Here is a 15,940-nt window from a genome sequence, read left to right as displayed (position 1 = left end):
GAGTAAAGGTGGGATCGTTTGTGGGTAAGAAAATTCGCTTAACAACAGCACAAGCGCTGATTAAATTCTTAAACCAGCAGTACATCCATGTAGATGGAAAGGAAGAGCCTTTCGTTGAAGGGATTTTCACGATTTTCGGTCATGGAAACGTATTAGGGATTGGCCAGGCGCTTGAGCAGGATGCAGGCCATTTGAAAGTCTATCAAGGGAAAAATGAACAAGGAATGGCGCATGCCGCAATGGCGTACAGCAAACAAATGCTAAGAAGAAAAATATATGCGGTCTCTACATCCGTCGGACCGGGAGCGGCCAACTTAGTGGCGGCAGCCGGCACTGCATTGGCAAATAATATCCCGGTTCTCTTGATTCCGGCAGATACATTTGCGACAAGACAGCCAGACCCTGTACTGCAGCAAATGGAGCAAGAATACAGTGCGGCGATTACAACAAACGATGCATTGAAACCTGTATCGAGATACTGGGACCGCATTACGCGCCCTGAGCAGCTTATGAGCAGTTTGCTGCGCGCGTTTGAAGTCATGACTGATCCGGCAAAAGCAGGTCCGGCAACGATTTGTATTTCTCAGGATGTCGAAGGAGAAGCATACGACTTTGATGAAAGTTTCTTCGTCAAACGGGTTCACTATATTGATCGCATGCAGCCGAGCGAGCGCGAGCTTCAAGGTGCGGCGGAGCTGATTAAAGCCAGCAAAAATCCTGTGATCCTCGTCGGCGGAGGCGCAAAATACTCCGGTGCGCGCGATGAATTGGTTGCCATATCTGAAGCGTATCACATTCCGTTAGTTGAAACGCAGGCAGGAAAGTCGACAGTTGAAGCTGATTTTGAGAACAACCTCGGCGGAATGGGCATCACAGGTACACTTGCGGCAAATAAAGCGGCTCGCCAAGCTGATTTGATTATCGGTATCGGCACAAGATATACGGATTTTGCGACATCCTCTAAGACCGCTTTTGATTTTGATAAAGCGAAGTTTCTGAACATCAATGTCAGCCGAATGCAGGCGTATAAGCTCGACGCGTTCCAAGTGGTAGCGGATGCGAAAGTGACGCTTGGCAAACTTCACGGCCTGCTTGAAGGCTATAAGAGTGAATTTGGCTCAACGATTAAAGAGCTGAAGGACGAATGGCTCGCTGAACGCGAACGCCTCAGCAAAGTGACGTTTAAACGGGAAGCATTTGATCCGGAAATCAAACATCATTTCTCTCAAGAGGTTCTAAATGAATACGCTGACGCGTTGAATACTGAGCTTCCGCAAACAACGGCATTGCTGACAATCAACAAGACGATTCCTGAAGACAGCGTGATCATCTGTTCAGCAGGCTCCCTACCAGGAGATTTGCAGCGTCTGTGGCATTCAAATGTTCCGAATACGTATCACCTGGAATACGGGTATTCCTGCATGGGCTATGAAGTGTCCGGGACACTGGGTCTTAAACTGGCCCATCCTGACAGAGAAGTGTATTCCATTGTCGGAGACGGCAGCTTCCTGATGCTTCACTCCGAGCTGATTACGGCGATTCAGTACAACAAGAAAATCAATGTGCTGCTCTTTGATAACTCTGGTTTTGGATGTATCAACAACTTGCAAATGGATCATGGCAGCGGCAGCTACTATTGCGAGTTCCGCACAGATGACAACCAGATTTTAAATGTCGATTACGCGAAAGTCGCTGAGGGATACGGCGCGAAAACCTACCGTGCAAACACAGTAGAAGAATTAAAAGCGGCGTTAGAGGATGCGAAGAAACAGGAAGTATCAACGTTAATTGAAATGAAGGTTCTGCCAAAAACAATGACGGACGGCTATGACAGCTGGTGGCATGTCGGCGTAGCAGAGGTGTCTGAACAAGAAAGCGTTCAGAAAGCATACGAAGCAAAAGAGAAAATGCTGGAATCTGCGAAGCAGTATTAGAGGGGAGGCACCATAGATGGGCAAATATGAAATCCTGTGGGGGATCGCTCCCATTGGATGGCGGAATGATGACATGCCTGAAATCGGAGCGGGAAATACACTTCAGCATTTGTTAAGTGATATTGTTGTCGCGCGTTTTCAAGGCACGGAGGTCGGGGGCTTTTTCCCCGAACCTGCCATCCTGAACAAAGAGCTGAAGCTTCGGAATTTACGCATTGCGGGAAAATGGTTCAGCAGTTTTATTTTGCGTGACGGACTTGGTGAAGCGGCAAAGGCGTTTACCCTGCATTGTGAGTATTTGCAGCAAGTAAACGCGGATGTCGCAGTTGTCTCTGAACAAACCTACAGCGTACAAAGCTTGGAGAAAAACGTGTTCACAGAGAAGCCGCACTTTACGGATGATGAATGGGAGCGGCTTTGCGAAGGGCTGAATCATCTGGGCACAATTGCTGACCAGCATGGCTTGAAGCTTGTGTATCATCACCATCTTGGCACTGGCGTCCAAACAGCAGAAGAAGTGGACCGCCTGATGGAAGGTACAGACCCCGCGCATGTACACCTCCTCTATGATACAGGGCATGCGTATATTTCTGACGGTGACTACATGGGAATGCTTGAGAAGCATATCGGCCGCATTAAGCATGTGCACTTTAAAGATGCCCGCCTGAATGTCATGGAACAATGCAGGCTTGGAGGGGAATCGTTTCGACAAGCATTTTTAAAAGGCATGTTCACGGTTCCCGGTGATGGATGCATTGATTTTAGAGAAGTATATCAGCTGCTGTTGAAGCATGATTACTCCGGATGGATTGTCGTTGAAGCTGAACAGGACCCCGATGTTGCAAACCCGCTTGAGTATGCATTGATCGCGAGAAACTATATTGATGAGCAGTTGTTGGACCTGGCTTAATGGGGACTGAATATATGGGCAATACCAATGGAGATTCGGCCTTCAATAAACGGACAATCGCGGCAGCATTGGCCAACTACATTGATGCCGGTTCAATTGTGGCGGGCTCTGCTGGTTTATCGTTATGGGTCAGTTACCTAAAGCTTTCTGATACGCAAATCGGGCTGCTCGGCGCGCTAAGTGCAAATGCAATTTCTGCCGCTGTCGGCGCACTGCTTGGCGGGTATCTAGCTGATAAAGTTGGGCGGAAGGCTGTTTATACCAATAGCATGCTGGTTTATGCACTAGGGATTTGCTTGGTTCTGTTTGGGGTTAATTTCCCCATGTTGTTAAGCGGTTACATGATCATCGGTTTATCAGTGGGAGCTGACATTACCGCCTCATGGACCATTATTGCAGAAAATGCGCCAAAGAAAAATCGGGCCCGCCATTGCGGCGTGGCACAAGTCGCCTGGGCCGCGGGGGCAGTCGTTGTGCTGCTTCTCTCCGTACTGGTCGGTGATTTAGGCCTCTTGGGGAATAAAATTGTATTTGCCCACCTGCTTGTCATTGCGCTGATTACGTACATCCTGAGAATCAGGCTTCCGGAGTCAGACGCCTGGCAGTCAAAAAATCAGCCGGAAGATGCTCAGTCAGAGAAGCCGGCCGTACTGAATAAAACATCGTATTTTGATTTGCTCAAGCCAATGTATGTAAAAAACATACTGTTTTTGATGGGTGTGTACCTGGTTTGGAACTTAGCCGCCGGGGTGATGGGCTTCTTTATGCCATACATTTATCAGCAGGTCGGCGGTGTATCTGCCAACATGGCAAACCTTTTGCAAATGGGACTCTTTATCTTTACGGGATTGGGGGTCGCTTTGATCTTCATGCCCTTTGCCGACAAATATAGAAAAACCGTGTTTGGAATCGCTGCTTTTATGGCAGTGATCGGATGGACGCTGTTTCTGCTGCCGGTTGAAGGCCTGCCGGTTCTGCTCCTGTTTATTGTCATGATCGGGATCAACAACGGAGCCGGGCAGCAAGCCAACTATCAGTTATGGGCCAGTGAAATCTTTCCTACGCAATATCGTGCTTCTGCACAGGGACTGATGTTTTTCTTAGTCCGTATTTCAATAGGGATTTGGAGTCTGTTTGTCCCAATGATTATGACCAATTTCGGCATTGGAACGATGGCTGCAATTCTCCTCGGATGTGTGACGGCCAGTATGATTATCGGGCTTCTCTTCGCGCCGAATACGTCTGGCAAGTCGCTTGAACAAATCCAAGAGGAACTCTACGAATCTCCTCGGAGCCAAGTAAAGCAAGAAACAAAAAGCAAAATGATGTAACCAACAGAAGGAGTGGCTGTCAATGAGTTTACGTATTGGCGTAATTGGAACTGGAGCAATCGGAAAAGAACATATTAACCGCATCACGAACAAGTTGTCCGGCGCAGAAATTGTCGCTGTAACGGATGTTAATCAAGAAGCTGCACAAAAGGTCGTTGAGCAATACCAATTAAACGCGACGGTTTATCCGAATGATGACAGCCTGCTTGCAGACAAAAATGTAGACGCTGTCTTAGTGACAAGCTGGGGACCTGCCCATGAATCGAGCGTGCTGAAAGCGATTAAAGCCCAGAAATATGTGTTCTGTGAAAAACCGCTCGCGACAACGGCTGAAGGATGCATGCGCATCGTCGAAGAGGAAATCAAAGTGGGCAAACGCCTAGTTCAAGTCGGCTTCATGCGCCGTTATGACAGCGGTTACGTACAGCTGAAGGAAGCACTCGATAATCATGTTATTGGCGAGCCGCTTATGATTCACTGCGCGCACCGCAACCCGACTGTGGGAGATAACTACACAACGGATATGGCCGTAGTCGACACGCTTGTTCATGAAATTGATGTACTGCACTGGCTCGTCAATGATGACTACGAGTCCGTTCAAGTCATCTATCCAAAAAAATCGAAAAATGCACTTCCGCATTTGAAAGATCCGCAAATCGTATTGATTGAAACGAAAGGCGGCATCGTCATAAATGCTGAAATCTATGTGAACTGTAAATACGGCTATGACATTCAATGTGAAATTGTAGGAGAAGACGGCGTCATCAAGCTTCCTGAACCATCAAGCATCAGCATGAGAAAAGAAGGCAAATTCAGCACAGATATTCTGATGGATTGGCAGAGACGCTTTGTTGCTGCGTACGATGTGGAAATCCAAGACTTCATTGATTCGATCCAAAGGAAAGGTGAAGTCAGCGGACCGACGGCATGGGACGGCTATATTGCTGCTGTTACGACTGACGCGTGTGTAAAAGCCCAGGAATCTGGACAAAAAGAAAAGGTTGAATTGAAGGAAAAACCGGAATTCTATCAATCGTTTACAACAGTTGAAAACTAAAAAAATAGAGGAGTGAAAAATATGAAATTAGCATTGGATCCATCGATGTATCGTGATGATTTAACGTTAGAGGAAATGGTCTATAAAACGGCAGAGCTTGGCTATGAATATATTGAGCTATCGCCGCGCGAGGATTTTTGTCCATTTTATAAATATCCGAAAGTCGACTCAGCAAAAATCAAACAATTAAAGCGGCTTTTACGGGATACTGGTGTTAAGCTTTCATCGCTGCTTCCTCTTTATCACTGGGCGGGTCCTGATGAAGACCGCCGCCAGGCTGCAGTGCGCAATTGGAAAAGGGCGATCGAAATTGCGGTTGAACTTGAAGTGGATCTGATGAACAGTGAGTTTAGCGGTTCAAAATATGATCCTTTAACAAGTGAAGAGAAATTTATCAAATCCATGGATGAGCTTCTGCCAGTCTTTGAAAAGGAAGGCATTAAACTTAATCTTCAAGCCCATCCATACGATTTTATCGAAACGCACAAAGGTGCGATGGATATGATCCGCGCGCTTGACAAGGATTGGATCAATCTTGTCTACTCGACTGCGCATACGTTCTTCTATGATGACGGCAAAGGCGACATTGAGACCATGTTTGACGAAGCCGGCGACCGCCTCACACATGTTTTATTTGCAGATACCTTTAATCATAAAGCGGCTCATGGCCTGCGCTACATCGTCAATCCGCCTGACGCAAAAGTAACGGTTCACCAGCATTTGGACATTGGGCAAGGTGAGGTTGATTTTGATACGATTTTCAGAAAACTGAGAGAAATGAAGTTCGACGGAATTGCGACGAATGCAGTATTTGCTTGGGTCGACGAAAGAGCGGATGAATCAAGCCGATTTATGCTCAAAAAAATGAAAGAAGAATTAGGTCTGGCATAAGCTGAGCATGGAGTTCGGCGGGATATGGCGAACAGCCTTCCTGCCGAACTCCCTTCATATCTAAAACGCAGATGGGGGAGTCTGACATGAAACTTTGTTTTAATGAAGCAACAACATTGGAAAACTCAAATCTTAAACAGGATTTAGAACTATGCGAAAAGCATGGCTATGATTATATTGAAATCCGAACAATGGATAAGCTGCCGGAGTACTTAAAAGACCATTCATTGGATGATCTTGCGGAGTATTTTCAAACCCATCACATCAAACCGCTTGCCTTAAACGCACTCGTTTTCTTCAATAATCGTGATGAAAAGGGCCACAATGAGATCATCGCTGAATTTAAAGGCATGATGGAAACATGCAAAACCCTCGGTGTGAAATATGTGGTGGCCGTTCCGCTTGTGACTGAGCAGAAGATTGTAAAAGAAGAGATCAAAAAGAGCAGTGTAGAGGTGCTGACTGAGCTTTCAGATATCGCGGAGCCGTACGGCGTAAAAATCGCGCTTGAATTTGTCGGCCATCCGCAATGTACGGTCAATACGTTTGAACAGGCGTATGAGATCGTAAACACAGTTAACCGTGACAATGTCGGGCTTGTCCTTGACAGTTTCCACTTCCATGCAATGGGTTCAAATATTGAAAGCTTAAAGCAGGCGGACGGAAAGAAAATTTTCATCTATCATATCGACGATACCGAAGATTTCCCTATCGGCTTTTTAACGGATGAGGATCGTGTATGGCCGGGCCAAGGTGCGATTGACTTAGATGCCCACTTATCAGCCCTGAAGGAAATCGGCTTCTCTGATGTTGTATCGGTTGAGCTCTTCCGGCCTGAATACTATAAGCTGAGTGCTGAGGAAGCCATTCAAACAGCGAAAAAAACAACGGTTGATGTCGTATCAAAATATTTCAACATGTAATGGATAAAGGAGGGGTGGACATGGCTTTTGTATCGATGAAAGAGCTTCTTGAAGATGCAAAGCGGGAGCAATATGCAGTCGGCCAGTTTAATATCAACGGTTTGCAGTGGACGAAGGCAATTTTGCAAGCGGCGCAAAAGGAGCAATCACCAGTCATCATCGCGGCTTCCGATCGCCTGGTCGACTATTTAGGCGGATTTAAAACGATTGCCGCCATGGTCGGCGCGTTAATGGAGGAAATGGCGATTACCGTTCCCGTGGTGCTTCATCTTGATCACGGAAGCAGTGCGGAACGCTGCAGACAGGCCATTGATGCCGGATTCAGCTCAGTGATGATTGACGGCTCTCATCAGCCGATTGACGAGAATATCGCGATGACAAAAGAAGTCACCGATTATGCCGCAAAGCACGACGTGTCAGTAGAAGCCGAAGTCGGCACGGTCGGCGGAATGGAAGACGGGCTGGTCGGCGGGGTCCGCTATGCCGATATCACGGAATGTGAGCGGATCGTCAAAGAAACCAATATCGACGCGCTAGCCGCTGCCCTCGGCTCTGTACACGGCAAATATCAGGGTGAGCCGAATCTCGGATTTAAGGAAATGGAGGCTATCTCCCGCATGACTGATATTCCCCTCGTTCTTCACGGGGCATCCGGGATTCCGCAGGATCAGATCAAAAAAGCCATCACGCTCGGCCACGCGAAGATCAATATCAATACGGAATGTATGGTAGCCTGGACAAACGAAACACGCCGCATGTTTCAGGAAAACAGCGATCTGTACGAACCGCGCGGCTATATAACACCCGGCATTGAAGCCGTGGAAGAGACAGTGCGAAACAAAATGAGGGAGTTCGGATCAGCCGGTAAAGCTGCTAGGCAGCAGGTCGGCTGAAAAGACCAGAAACCGCCGGAATGGCGGTTTTTTTGTGCGGTATTGCGTCCGTACCCCCGAAACGATTATGATGATGGCAACAGCGTAAAAAAACGGGAGTGGTTCAGTTTGAATAAAATCATGATTGTGGAAGACAGTGAAGACATTCGCGGACTATTGCAGAATTATCTTGAAAAATACGGATACCAAACAGTGGTCGCCGCGGATTTCACGGCTGTTCTTGATGTCTTTTTGCGAGAAAAGCCTGATGTGGTGCTGCTTGATATCAACCTGCCGTCCTATGACGGCTATTATTGGTGCCGCCAGATCCGCCAGCACTCCACAAGCCCGATCATTTTCATTTCAGCCAGAAGCGGGGAAATGGATCAGGTGATGGCGATTGAAAACGGCGGCGATGATTATATTGAAAAGCCGTTTTCTTATGATATTGTGCTTGCGAAAATCAAAAGCCAGATTCGCAGGGCATACGGAGAGTATGCGGTGAAGCAGGGCGAAAGAATCGTGGAATTCGAGGGCGCACAGCTGTATGTGGAGCGATTTGAACTGCGTTATCAAGAAGAAAAGTGCGAGCTGTCAAAGAAAGAAAGCAAGCTTTTAGAAGTGCTGCTGGAACGAGGAGAAAAGGTAACAGGAAGAGACCGGCTAATGGAAAAAACGTGGGACACTGATCTGTTCATCGATGACAATACGCTGAATGTATATATCACCCGTTTGCGCAAAAAGCTTCGTGACTTAGGGGTGCCTTTTTCGATTGAATCTGTCCGCGGTGAAGGATATCAGTTGAGGCCGCTGTCATGAAACTGTTTTTACGGACTCATGTACTCTTGATATGGCTTTTCCTGATTCAAGGCATTTTTGTTTTTACGTACTATTGGTTTGCGGGCCAGCGTTCTCTTGCCCATTTATTCTATATACTCGGCGTACAGCTGCTGTTGTTAGCTGCGTATTTGATCTATCGCTGGTATCAACACCGCGGCGTTTATCAGTGGCTCAGCTCCCATCAGGAGGATGCGGAAGTGCCTGATTTGGGTTCTTCTCTGTTTTGTTTTGAGCTTTATGAAAAACAAATGGAACTGAACCGCCTCCACAATCAGAAGCTTCATGAAACAGAAGCGAAGCTGGAAGCCAGGGTGACCTATATGAACCAGTGGGTGCACCAAGTGAAAACGCCGCTTTCTGTTATTAATTTAATCATTCAGGAAGAGGACGAGCCCATTTTTGGGCAAATCAAAAGAGAAATCCGGCAGATTGAATACGGATTGGAAACATTGCTGTATTCCTCAAGGCTCGACCTGTTTGAGCGAGATTTCAAAATAGAAGCGGTCTCTTTATCCGACATTCTTCAAACCGTTATTCAAAGCTATAAACGGTATTTTATTGAGCACCGTGTATATCCGAAAACAAACATTCTTACTGACGATACGATTTATACAGACCCTAAATGGCTGAAATTTGCGATTGGGCAGGTCGTGACAAACGCGGTGAAATATTCTGCGGGCATGAGTGACCGGATTGAGCTGACGATTTATCAGCAGGAGGATAAAACTGTCTTAGAAGTAAGAGATTATGGCGTTGGTATTCCCTCGCAGGATATCAAGCGTGTGTTTGATCCCTATTACACAGGCGAAAACGGGCGGCGTTTCCAAGAGTCAACCGGGATAGGCCTTCATCTGGTAAAAGAAATCACGGAAAAACTGAATCATGAAGTAGAGATTAGCTCTGCTCCTGGAAAGGGCACAGCGGTACAGTTTTTATTTCTTACAAAAGTGTAAGGAGGCATTAAGAAAACCGCATAGCACACTGTCATCCCTCTTGATAAGATTTGTGTACCAGCTTATCAGGAGGGTTTTTTATGAGCTTTCCGCAGACACATGATAAGCCAGTTTCTGATGAACAATAACGATAAGGAGGATTCTCATGGCGAATATGCTCGAGGTCAAACATATAAACAAAACCTATAAAGGACAAGTGTCCTATCAAGCCTTAAAGCAAATTTCATTTTCAATAGAAGAAGGTGGGTTCACGGCGGTGATGGGACCGTCCGGCTCAGGAAAAACAACACTATTGAATATCATTTCAACGATCGACCGGCCGGATTCAGGCGATATCCTGATTCACGGAGAAAACCCGCACCGGCTGAAGCGGACAAAGCTCGCTCATTTCCGCAGAAAGCAGCTTGGATTTGTGTTTCAGGATTTCAACCTTCTGGACACGCTGACGATCGGTGAAAATATCATGCTGCCGTTAACGCTAGAAAAAGAAGCGCCGTCTGTCATGGAGGAAAAACTGCACGGCATCGCGGCAAAGCTCGGAATCGAAGACCTACTCAACAAACGGACGTTTGAAGTATCCGGAGGCCAGCGCCAGCGGGCCGCCATCGCAAGAGCGGTCATTCATAAGCCGTCACTCATTCTGGCCGATGAACCGACGGGAAACCTTGATTCCAAAGCGTCAAAAGACGTCATGGAAACGATGCAGAGCCTGAATCAGAATGATCATGTCACGGCTTTGATGGTGACCCACGATCCGGTTGCGGCAAGCTACTGCCGCCGCGTCATCTTTATAAAAGACGGCGAACTGTTTAATGAGATTTACCGCGGGGAAAATCGCCAAGTATTTTATGAACAAATTCTTGATGTGCTGTCTATGCTGGGGGGGAACGCGAATGACCTTTCTTCAGTTCGCTTATAAAAACGTCACGAGAAACAAAAGGGCCTATCTTGCATTCTTTTTAAGCAGCGCCTTTTCCGTTTTGATTTTCTTTACCTTTGCGATGTTCCTGTTTCATCCGGCATTAAAGGAAGGCTACCTGAATAACATCGCTAAAAAAGGATTAACCGCCGCGGAATGGATGATCTTTGTTTTTTCTTTCTTGTTTGTTCTGTATTCGGTTAATGCATTTTTGAAATCGAGAAATAAAGAATTCGGCATCCTGCTTATGCAGGGCATTACGCCGGGACAGCTGAGAAAGCTCATTACTGCGGAAAATATGATCATCGGCGTCATGTCGATTGCAGCCGGAATTATCGGCGGCTTCATTTTTTCGAAAACGTTCTTTACGGTCGGCGCTTATATTTTAGAAATGGACGCGCTGCCTTTGTATATGCCTTGGAAAGCGCTCGGTATTACGGCTGGCGGATTTCTGCTCTTATTTTTCCTTTTATCGCAGTTCACGATCCTTTTTGTCAGATCAAATACGGTTATTAAATTAATAAAGGGCACTGACAAGATTAAGCCGGAGCCAAAGCCGTCCGTGCTACTGTCCTTATTCGGCATCGCCTGTCTGTGCGGCGGGTACGGCATGGTCCTTAAAGGCAATGTCCACGGAACCGAACCGTTTATCATTTTACTGCTCACCGTCATCGGAACGTATTTCTTTTTCAGCCAAAGCAGCATCTGGATTCTGCGCGCGCTGAAGAAGTGGAAAACCTTTTATCTGCGCGGGAAAAATGTCATTTGGGTTTCTGATCTTGTCTATCGTTTAAAAGACAACGCCCGCCTGTTCTTTATTGTCAGCATTATTTCGGCAGTTGCGTTTACGGCGACAGGCGTGCTCGCGATGTACAAAGCGACAGTCGGGGCGGAAGAGTCCGCCTATGAGATGGAGTATATATCTTTCAGCAACAATCCAAAAGAACAGACTCATTTGAAAGATATTGACCATGAACTGAAAACACACGGCTTTACGTATAAGAAAGACAAAATAGATGTTTCCTATATTCGCTATCAGGAAGGAGATACTGTTCCACCTGTGTATATGATCAGCGAATCGGATGCGGCAAAATACTTCCATGTCAAGCTGAACGGCCTGAAACATGATGAGGCTGTCTACTTCCCGGGCACGTATGACCGCAATTTCAAAAACGAAGCGCCGGATCAGCTGAAGCTGCTGAACCAGAAAGGCAAGCCGTCTGGCCAAAAACTGTCGGTAAAAGAAGTCAAAAAACCGCTGATTTCATTGAATGCCATCATCGCGGTGAATGATCAAACCTTTGAACAGCTGAAATCACTCGGTGATAAAGCGTCATTATACGGCTACAGCTATGATCATTGGAAAGACAGTCTTGAGATCAGCCAATCCTTGCAAAATGAGATTTACGGCAATTATATCGACGTGCATTCTGATTTTGCTTCAAAAGCCGGGACTTACTATGATACGGTGCAGCTGCCGAGCCTGAGTTTATTTATCGGCCTGTTTATCGCAATTGTATTCTTTGTCGCGGCAGCAAGTTTCTTATATTTCAGGCTGTTCACTGATTTAGATGAAGACCGGGAGCGCTACCGTTCACTGGCCAAAATCGGCCTGAGTGAGCGTGAAATGGCACAAAGCGTGACAATACAATTGGCCATTCTTTTCTTCTTTCCATTTGTCATTGCCGTCATGCATACGCTGTTTGCCTTGAGAACATTGGCTGTGGAAGGCTATTCCGATGTAGCGGGGCCGCTCAGTCTCACCATCGGAGGGTTTTTCATTTTTCAGCTTCTATTCTTCCTCGCGGTGCGGTCAAGCTATTTGAAAAAAATGAACAAGTAAGGGAGTGCAAAGATGAAAAAAGCAATGGCAATCCTGGCCGTCTTGGCGGCTGCTGCCGTAATATGCGGGCTTCTCTTTTTTCATAACGATGTTACAGACAGATTTAATCCGTTTATTCACCAGCAAGATGTCTATGTGCAGATTGATCGAGATGGCAGACATCTTAGCCCGGGCGGTACTGAATATACATTAGACGGATATAATGCATCCGGGAAAAAAGAAGAAGTGACCTTTTTCGCCGGCAAAGAGCTTCGGAAGAACGCGTATTTGAAGGTGAAGGCGAAAGGAAAGTATGTCGAGACTTGGGAAGAAGTCAAGTTTGAAGATATGCCGGACTCCGTACAGCCAAAATTAAAGTGAATCATAAAAAACGGCACAGCGTCATGACTGTGCCGTTTTTTTATTTTTTATTTTCTTCGGCCCGTTTGATCAGCATGTCGGTGATGATATCCACCTGTTTGCTGACGGAAATCGGATCGTACGGGTAGAACGTGTCAAAGTCATTGATAAACACGCGATTATGTTTGACAGCGTCCAGGTTTTTCCAAATAGAGGATTCCTTCAGCTTGTCGAGTGTTTTGCTTTCGCCTTTCGGATTGTAGTCCGTAATGAACATATAATCTGCGGCATAATCAGGAATGACCTCTTGAGAGAGCTGTTTCATCTCTCCTTTTTTGATGACATCTTGTTCAATCTTTTCAGGCGCTTTTAACCCGAGCGCATTGTATACAGCTTGGCCGCCGCGTCCGCCATTGTCATTGAACACCCAGAATTCACCCTTGTCCGTGTTTTCATAAATACCGAAAGTTGCATCCTTGTCGATGACATCGGCAATTTTCTTTTTAGCTGCTTCCGCTTTTTTGTTAAAGTCAGCCATAAATGATTTTGCTTTGTCTTTTGCTCCGGCGATATCCCCGAACATGTTGACTGTGCCTTCTACATTTTTCGCTGTGTTATAAGGTATAACAACCGTCGGAGCGATTTTCTTTAATTTATCGACATTCTCTTCATTCATGACAACAATTAGGTCAGGTTGAAGCTCCATCACTTTTTCAACGCTGATTGGATCACCGACATCCTTCACATTTTTCAGCTTTGATTTTAAAAACGGATTATCAAATGACCATGAGCCTGAGCCGACGACATTGGCCCCGACAGAAAGCAATTCGCCAGCATAAAAATCAGTGACGATGCGTTTCGGATGTGCAGGAATTGTGACGTTCCCTTTTGGTGATTTATATGTTCTCATTTCTGTCTTTTCGGAAGCAGAATCGCCTGAGCTCCCTTTCGAAGCTGTGCCGCTGCAAGCGCTGGCAAACATGAGAAGCAGCACCAGCATGCCCACGAGCAATGTGTTCTTTTTCATCAAGAACCCCCCAATATGTATATTAATTGATTAGTAATGATTATCATTATCAATTAATAATATAGCAAGAAACCTGTTCGCCGTCTATCACTATTTTAAAGGGAGAAAGTTTTTCCCGTTTATGGGTGACGCGGTATGCCTAATCGATTATTATAGGTAAATAGGAGGAGAAAAATATGGGAATTACAAAAAGAGGTGCCGCTTGGGAATGGCTGCATAGCTGGTGGATGCTGTTTATTTTCATGCCTTTTGCCATTACCAGTTTTTTTGCCTTTTTATTTATTGGCATCAAGGTTAGAAATAGAAAGTGGATCATGTACGGAATCATTTATTTTTTCATTTTTGCGTTTGGTTTTATTTTGCCCGATCTGCCTGGCGTTTTTATTGTGCTCCCGTTGTGGGCTGTGACCATTATTCACGGCTTTAAAGTGCGTCCGCTGTATTTGATTCAGCTGGATGTCTACAAAGATCATGTAGAGGCGCGGGCTTTTGCCGAGGCAAGAAGTGAAGCCGAGAGCAGATTTCATGCACCAAAACAGTCAATTCAAGATATACATATTCGCAAAGAACAGTAAGAAAAAAGCTCAACACTAGCATTGTGTTGAGCTTTTTATATGTTACTGCTGGTAGGATTGCTGCTGGAATGGCGTGTTTTGGCCGAATGGAAGTGTAGACACATTCGTATTCATCACGCTGGATTGTCCAGTGAGTTCCTGCTGCATTTGGTTGCACATGTTGACAACCTGCTGGCATTTTTGAATGGCCATGTCATGTCCGTGCAGCGCTTGCTGAATGGTATGTGCCGCTTGTTGTTCGTGGTTTAGAATCTGCTGCAGCATTTGGATGTTTTGCTGCTCCTGATGAAGCATTTGGCGATATTGCTGACTGCTTTGTTGTGTTTGCTGAATGAGCTGCTGAGCAGTCTGGCGGCATTGGTTCAGCTGCTGCAGGCTGTGTTGTGTATGATGCATGAATCATTCCTCCATATGATCGATTGACGTGAGTCGGTATTATCATGCAACCTCAATAAAAAGAAATTCTGTAAATAAGGAACTACAATTATTTTCCTCGGCCCCTCTATCTTTGAATGAAAACGGTAAAGATTGTATACTGGTACAAACCCTTTTTATGTAAATGCTCCGTTTTAAAACCATAAGGATTGCGGAAAACGAAACCCTGAAAATCGGGAGAATCGTATTCCGCATTTTTTCTTTGCCTGCTTCAGAAACCGCCTTCCCCTGCAGTAAATGGGATATTCAGCCTGTTTTCTACTGTGCGGAGACGCTGATTGAGCCGATTTAAGCGGCGTGTATGGCGTTCAACAGCCTGGCTTAACTGATTAACCTGTTCAGCAATCCGTGCAATTTCCCGATTTTGACGGCGGTCTTCGTTTGTCAGACGGGTTAATTCTCTCGACTGCTGTTGATTTTGCCGTTCAAGTGCTGCGATTCTTCTTTCCAAAGCCGGCTGTCTATCCATTTGGTAGGGCTCGTATACATCCTGCTGCGGATAAGGATTGTATTCATAGTGGCTATAGTAAGGTTCCTGCTGAGGAAGCTGCGGGCTGTAATACTGATATGGATTCATGTCATCAATCTCCTTAAAAATAAAATGTGGGTGAATTCCTTATAACTTATGTAGTCATTGGCACAGTGCCACGGCATTTGCCCAAAAAGAGGAGGAAAGGATGGTGATCACCTTGAGAAACAAATGTGGCATTTTGCTTTTAACTGCTGTGTGCATCACGTTATCGGGCTGTCAACAACAAAAAGAGGAAATGCCTTTTTATTTCGGAACGTGGGATGAGGGAATTACCCCGGGACCCATGGACGGCGTGAAATCAGCAACAGTCACCTTTACCAAAGACGAGGTGGTGGAGACGGAAGTGATTGAAGGAAGAGGAGAGGTGCAACTGCCTTTTATGGCATACAAGGTGGTTTCCCAAAGTACTGACGGGTCCATCGAGATTCAGTATCTCGGACCTTATTATCCGCTCAAAAGCACGCTGAAAAGAGGAGAAAACGGGACGCTGATATGGGAGCAAAATGGCCAGACAAAAACGATGACAAGAATCAAATCATAGACCGGCAAGGAGGAGAAA

17 protein-coding genes are annotated in these 15,940 nt (G+C 45.9%); 14 read left to right on the top strand and 3 right to left on the bottom strand.

Annotated features, from left to right (window positions below; genetic code table 11):
• The first annotated feature begins 20 nt into the window (after positions 1 to 20).
• The 12 genes from iolD (at position 21) to Q5C82_RS03115 (ending at position 12,833) form a co-directional block, all read left to right on the top strand.
• Complete coding sequence (iolD, locus tag Q5C82_RS03170) at positions 21 to 1,934, top strand: 3D-(3,5/4)-trihydroxycyclohexane-1,2-dione acylhydrolase (decyclizing) (protein ID WP_003219029.1); 1,914 nt, start codon at positions 21 to 23, stop codon at positions 1,932 to 1,934.
• Positions 1,935 to 1,950: 16 nt separating this feature from the next.
• Positions 1,951 to 2,844, top strand: a complete 894-nt coding sequence (iolE, locus tag Q5C82_RS03165) for a myo-inosose-2 dehydratase (RefSeq protein WP_003219027.1) — start codon at positions 1,951 to 1,953, stop codon at positions 2,842 to 2,844.
• 14 nt (positions 2,845 to 2,858) lie between these two features.
• Positions 2,859 to 4,175 carry a myo-inositol transporter IolF gene (gene iolF, locus Q5C82_RS03160; protein WP_003219025.1) on the top strand — a complete coding sequence of 439 codons (1,317 nt, stop codon included), beginning with the start codon at positions 2,859 to 2,861 and terminating at the stop codon, positions 4,173 to 4,175.
• 22 nt (positions 4,176 to 4,197) lie between these two features.
• On the top strand, positions 4,198 to 5,232 hold the full coding sequence (gene iolG / locus Q5C82_RS03155; RefSeq protein ID WP_003219023.1) for a bifunctional inositol 2-dehydrogenase/D-chiro-inositol 1-dehydrogenase: 1,035 nt from the start codon (positions 4,198 to 4,200) through the stop codon (positions 5,230 to 5,232).
• A gap of 21 nt (positions 5,233 to 5,253) precedes the next feature.
• A complete protein-coding gene (locus tag Q5C82_RS03150; RefSeq protein ID WP_003219021.1) occupies positions 5,254 to 6,123 on the top strand; it encodes a sugar phosphate isomerase/epimerase family protein in 870 nt (289 codons plus the stop codon).
• 86 nt (positions 6,124 to 6,209) lie between these two features.
• A complete protein-coding gene (iolI, locus tag Q5C82_RS03145) occupies positions 6,210 to 7,046 on the top strand; it encodes a 2-keto-myo-inositol isomerase (RefSeq protein ID WP_003219019.1) in 837 nt (278 codons plus the stop codon).
• 20 nt (positions 7,047 to 7,066) lie between these two features.
• Positions 7,067 to 7,939: a 6-phospho-5-dehydro-2-deoxy-D-gluconate aldolase gene (iolJ, locus tag Q5C82_RS03140; RefSeq protein WP_003219017.1), complete on the top strand. Its 873-nt coding sequence runs from the start codon at positions 7,067 to 7,069 to the stop codon at positions 7,937 to 7,939.
• Between the two features lie 108 nt (positions 7,940 to 8,047).
• Complete coding sequence (locus Q5C82_RS03135) at positions 8,048 to 8,737, top strand: response regulator transcription factor (RefSeq protein WP_003219016.1); 690 nt, start codon at positions 8,048 to 8,050, stop codon at positions 8,735 to 8,737.
• Complete coding sequence (locus Q5C82_RS03130; protein WP_003219013.1) at positions 8,734 to 9,711, top strand: sensor histidine kinase; 978 nt, start codon at positions 8,734 to 8,736, stop codon at positions 9,709 to 9,711. The genes Q5C82_RS03135 and Q5C82_RS03130 overlap by 4 nt, the downstream gene beginning before the upstream one ends.
• A 145-nt stretch (positions 9,712 to 9,856) precedes the next feature.
• Positions 9,857 to 10,630 carry an ABC transporter ATP-binding protein YxdL gene (gene yxdL, locus Q5C82_RS03125; protein WP_003219011.1) on the top strand — a complete coding sequence of 258 codons (774 nt, stop codon included), beginning with the start codon at positions 9,857 to 9,859 and terminating at the stop codon, positions 10,628 to 10,630.
• The gene (gene yxdM, locus Q5C82_RS03120; RefSeq protein ID WP_003219008.1) at positions 10,605 to 12,473 is read left to right on the top strand and encodes an ABC transporter permease YxdM; all 1,869 of its coding nucleotides are present in this window, start codon (positions 10,605 to 10,607) and stop codon (positions 12,471 to 12,473) included. Before yxdL ends, yxdM begins: the two co-directional genes overlap by 26 nt.
• Positions 12,474 to 12,485: 12 nt before the next feature.
• Positions 12,486 to 12,833 (top strand): YxeA family protein, encoded by a 348-nt coding sequence (locus tag Q5C82_RS03115; protein ID WP_003219006.1) that lies wholly within the window; start codon positions 12,486 to 12,488, stop codon positions 12,831 to 12,833.
• A gap of 40 nt (positions 12,834 to 12,873) precedes the next feature.
• On the opposite strand, the gene Q5C82_RS03110 is transcribed toward Q5C82_RS03115, so the two are convergent.
• Positions 12,874 to 13,839: an iron-hydroxamate ABC transporter substrate-binding protein gene (locus tag Q5C82_RS03110; protein WP_003219004.1), complete on the bottom strand. Its 966-nt coding sequence runs from the start codon at positions 13,837 to 13,839 to the stop codon at positions 12,874 to 12,876.
• Positions 13,840 to 14,015: 176 nt separating this feature from the next.
• On the opposite strand from Q5C82_RS03110, the gene Q5C82_RS03105 reads away from it, so the two are divergent.
• Entirely contained in the window at positions 14,016 to 14,414 is a 399-nt protein-coding gene (locus tag Q5C82_RS03105; protein ID WP_003219001.1) for a hypothetical protein, read from the top strand.
• A gap of 42 nt (positions 14,415 to 14,456) precedes the next feature.
• On the opposite strand, the gene Q5C82_RS03100 is transcribed toward Q5C82_RS03105, so the two are convergent.
• Entirely contained in the window at positions 14,457 to 14,810 is a 354-nt protein-coding gene (locus Q5C82_RS03100) for a hypothetical protein (RefSeq protein ID WP_003218999.1), read from the bottom strand.
• A 250-nt stretch (positions 14,811 to 15,060) separates the two neighbouring features.
• Positions 15,061 to 15,426: an inner spore coat protein CotNE gene (gene cotNE / locus Q5C82_RS03095; protein ID WP_003218997.1), complete on the bottom strand. Its 366-nt coding sequence runs from the start codon at positions 15,424 to 15,426 to the stop codon at positions 15,061 to 15,063.
• A 100-nt stretch (positions 15,427 to 15,526) separates the two neighbouring features.
• Here cotNE and Q5C82_RS03090 point away from each other — a divergent pair, with 100 nt between their 5' ends.
• Positions 15,527 to 15,922, top strand: coding sequence for a DUF3255 family protein (locus Q5C82_RS03090; protein ID WP_003218995.1), 396 nt, complete (start codon positions 15,527 to 15,529; stop codon positions 15,920 to 15,922).
• The last annotated feature ends 18 nt before the right edge of the window (positions 15,923 to 15,940 follow it).

The sequence above is a fragment of the uncultured Bacillus sp. genome (assembly GCF_958411575.1).
Lineage (GTDB): Bacteria > Bacillota > Bacilli > Bacillales > Bacillaceae > Bacillus > Bacillus spizizenii.
The sequence above is the reverse complement of the archived record's forward strand: the minus strand, read 5'-3'. Positions and strand labels throughout refer to the sequence as shown.

Coding starts and splice junctions, on each gene's coding strand:
- iolE (WP_003219027.1), top strand. CDS start 1,951: ATGGGCAAATATGAAATCCTGTGGGGGATCGCTCCCATTGGATGGCGG.
- iolF (WP_003219025.1), top strand. CDS start 2,859: ATGGGCAATACCAATGGAGATTCGGCCTTCAATAAACGGACAATCGCG.
- iolG (WP_003219023.1), top strand. CDS start 4,198: ATGAGTTTACGTATTGGCGTAATTGGAACTGGAGCAATCGGAAAAGAA.
- Q5C82_RS03150 (WP_003219021.1), top strand. CDS start 5,254: ATGAAATTAGCATTGGATCCATCGATGTATCGTGATGATTTAACGTTA.
- iolI (WP_003219019.1), top strand. CDS start 6,210: ATGAAACTTTGTTTTAATGAAGCAACAACATTGGAAAACTCAAATCTT.
- iolJ (WP_003219017.1), top strand. CDS start 7,067: ATGGCTTTTGTATCGATGAAAGAGCTTCTTGAAGATGCAAAGCGGGAG.
- Q5C82_RS03130 (WP_003219013.1), top strand. CDS start 8,734: ATGAAACTGTTTTTACGGACTCATGTACTCTTGATATGGCTTTTCCTG.
- yxdL (WP_003219011.1), top strand. CDS start 9,857: ATGGCGAATATGCTCGAGGTCAAACATATAAACAAAACCTATAAAGGA.
- yxdM (WP_003219008.1), top strand. CDS start 10,605: ATGACCTTTCTTCAGTTCGCTTATAAAAACGTCACGAGAAACAAAAGG.
- Q5C82_RS03115 (WP_003219006.1), top strand. CDS start 12,486: ATGAAAAAAGCAATGGCAATCCTGGCCGTCTTGGCGGCTGCTGCCGTA.
- Q5C82_RS03110 (WP_003219004.1), bottom strand. CDS start 13,839: ATGAAAAAGAACACATTGCTCGTGGGCATGCTGGTGCTGCTTCTCATG.
- Q5C82_RS03105 (WP_003219001.1), top strand. CDS start 14,016: ATGGGAATTACAAAAAGAGGTGCCGCTTGGGAATGGCTGCATAGCTGG.
- Q5C82_RS03100 (WP_003218999.1), bottom strand. CDS start 14,810: ATGCATCATACACAACACAGCCTGCAGCAGCTGAACCAATGCCGCCAG.
- cotNE (WP_003218997.1), bottom strand. CDS start 15,426: ATGAATCCATATCAGTATTACAGCCCGCAGCTTCCTCAGCAGGAACCT.
- Q5C82_RS03090 (WP_003218995.1), top strand. CDS start 15,527: ATGGTGATCACCTTGAGAAACAAATGTGGCATTTTGCTTTTAACTGCT.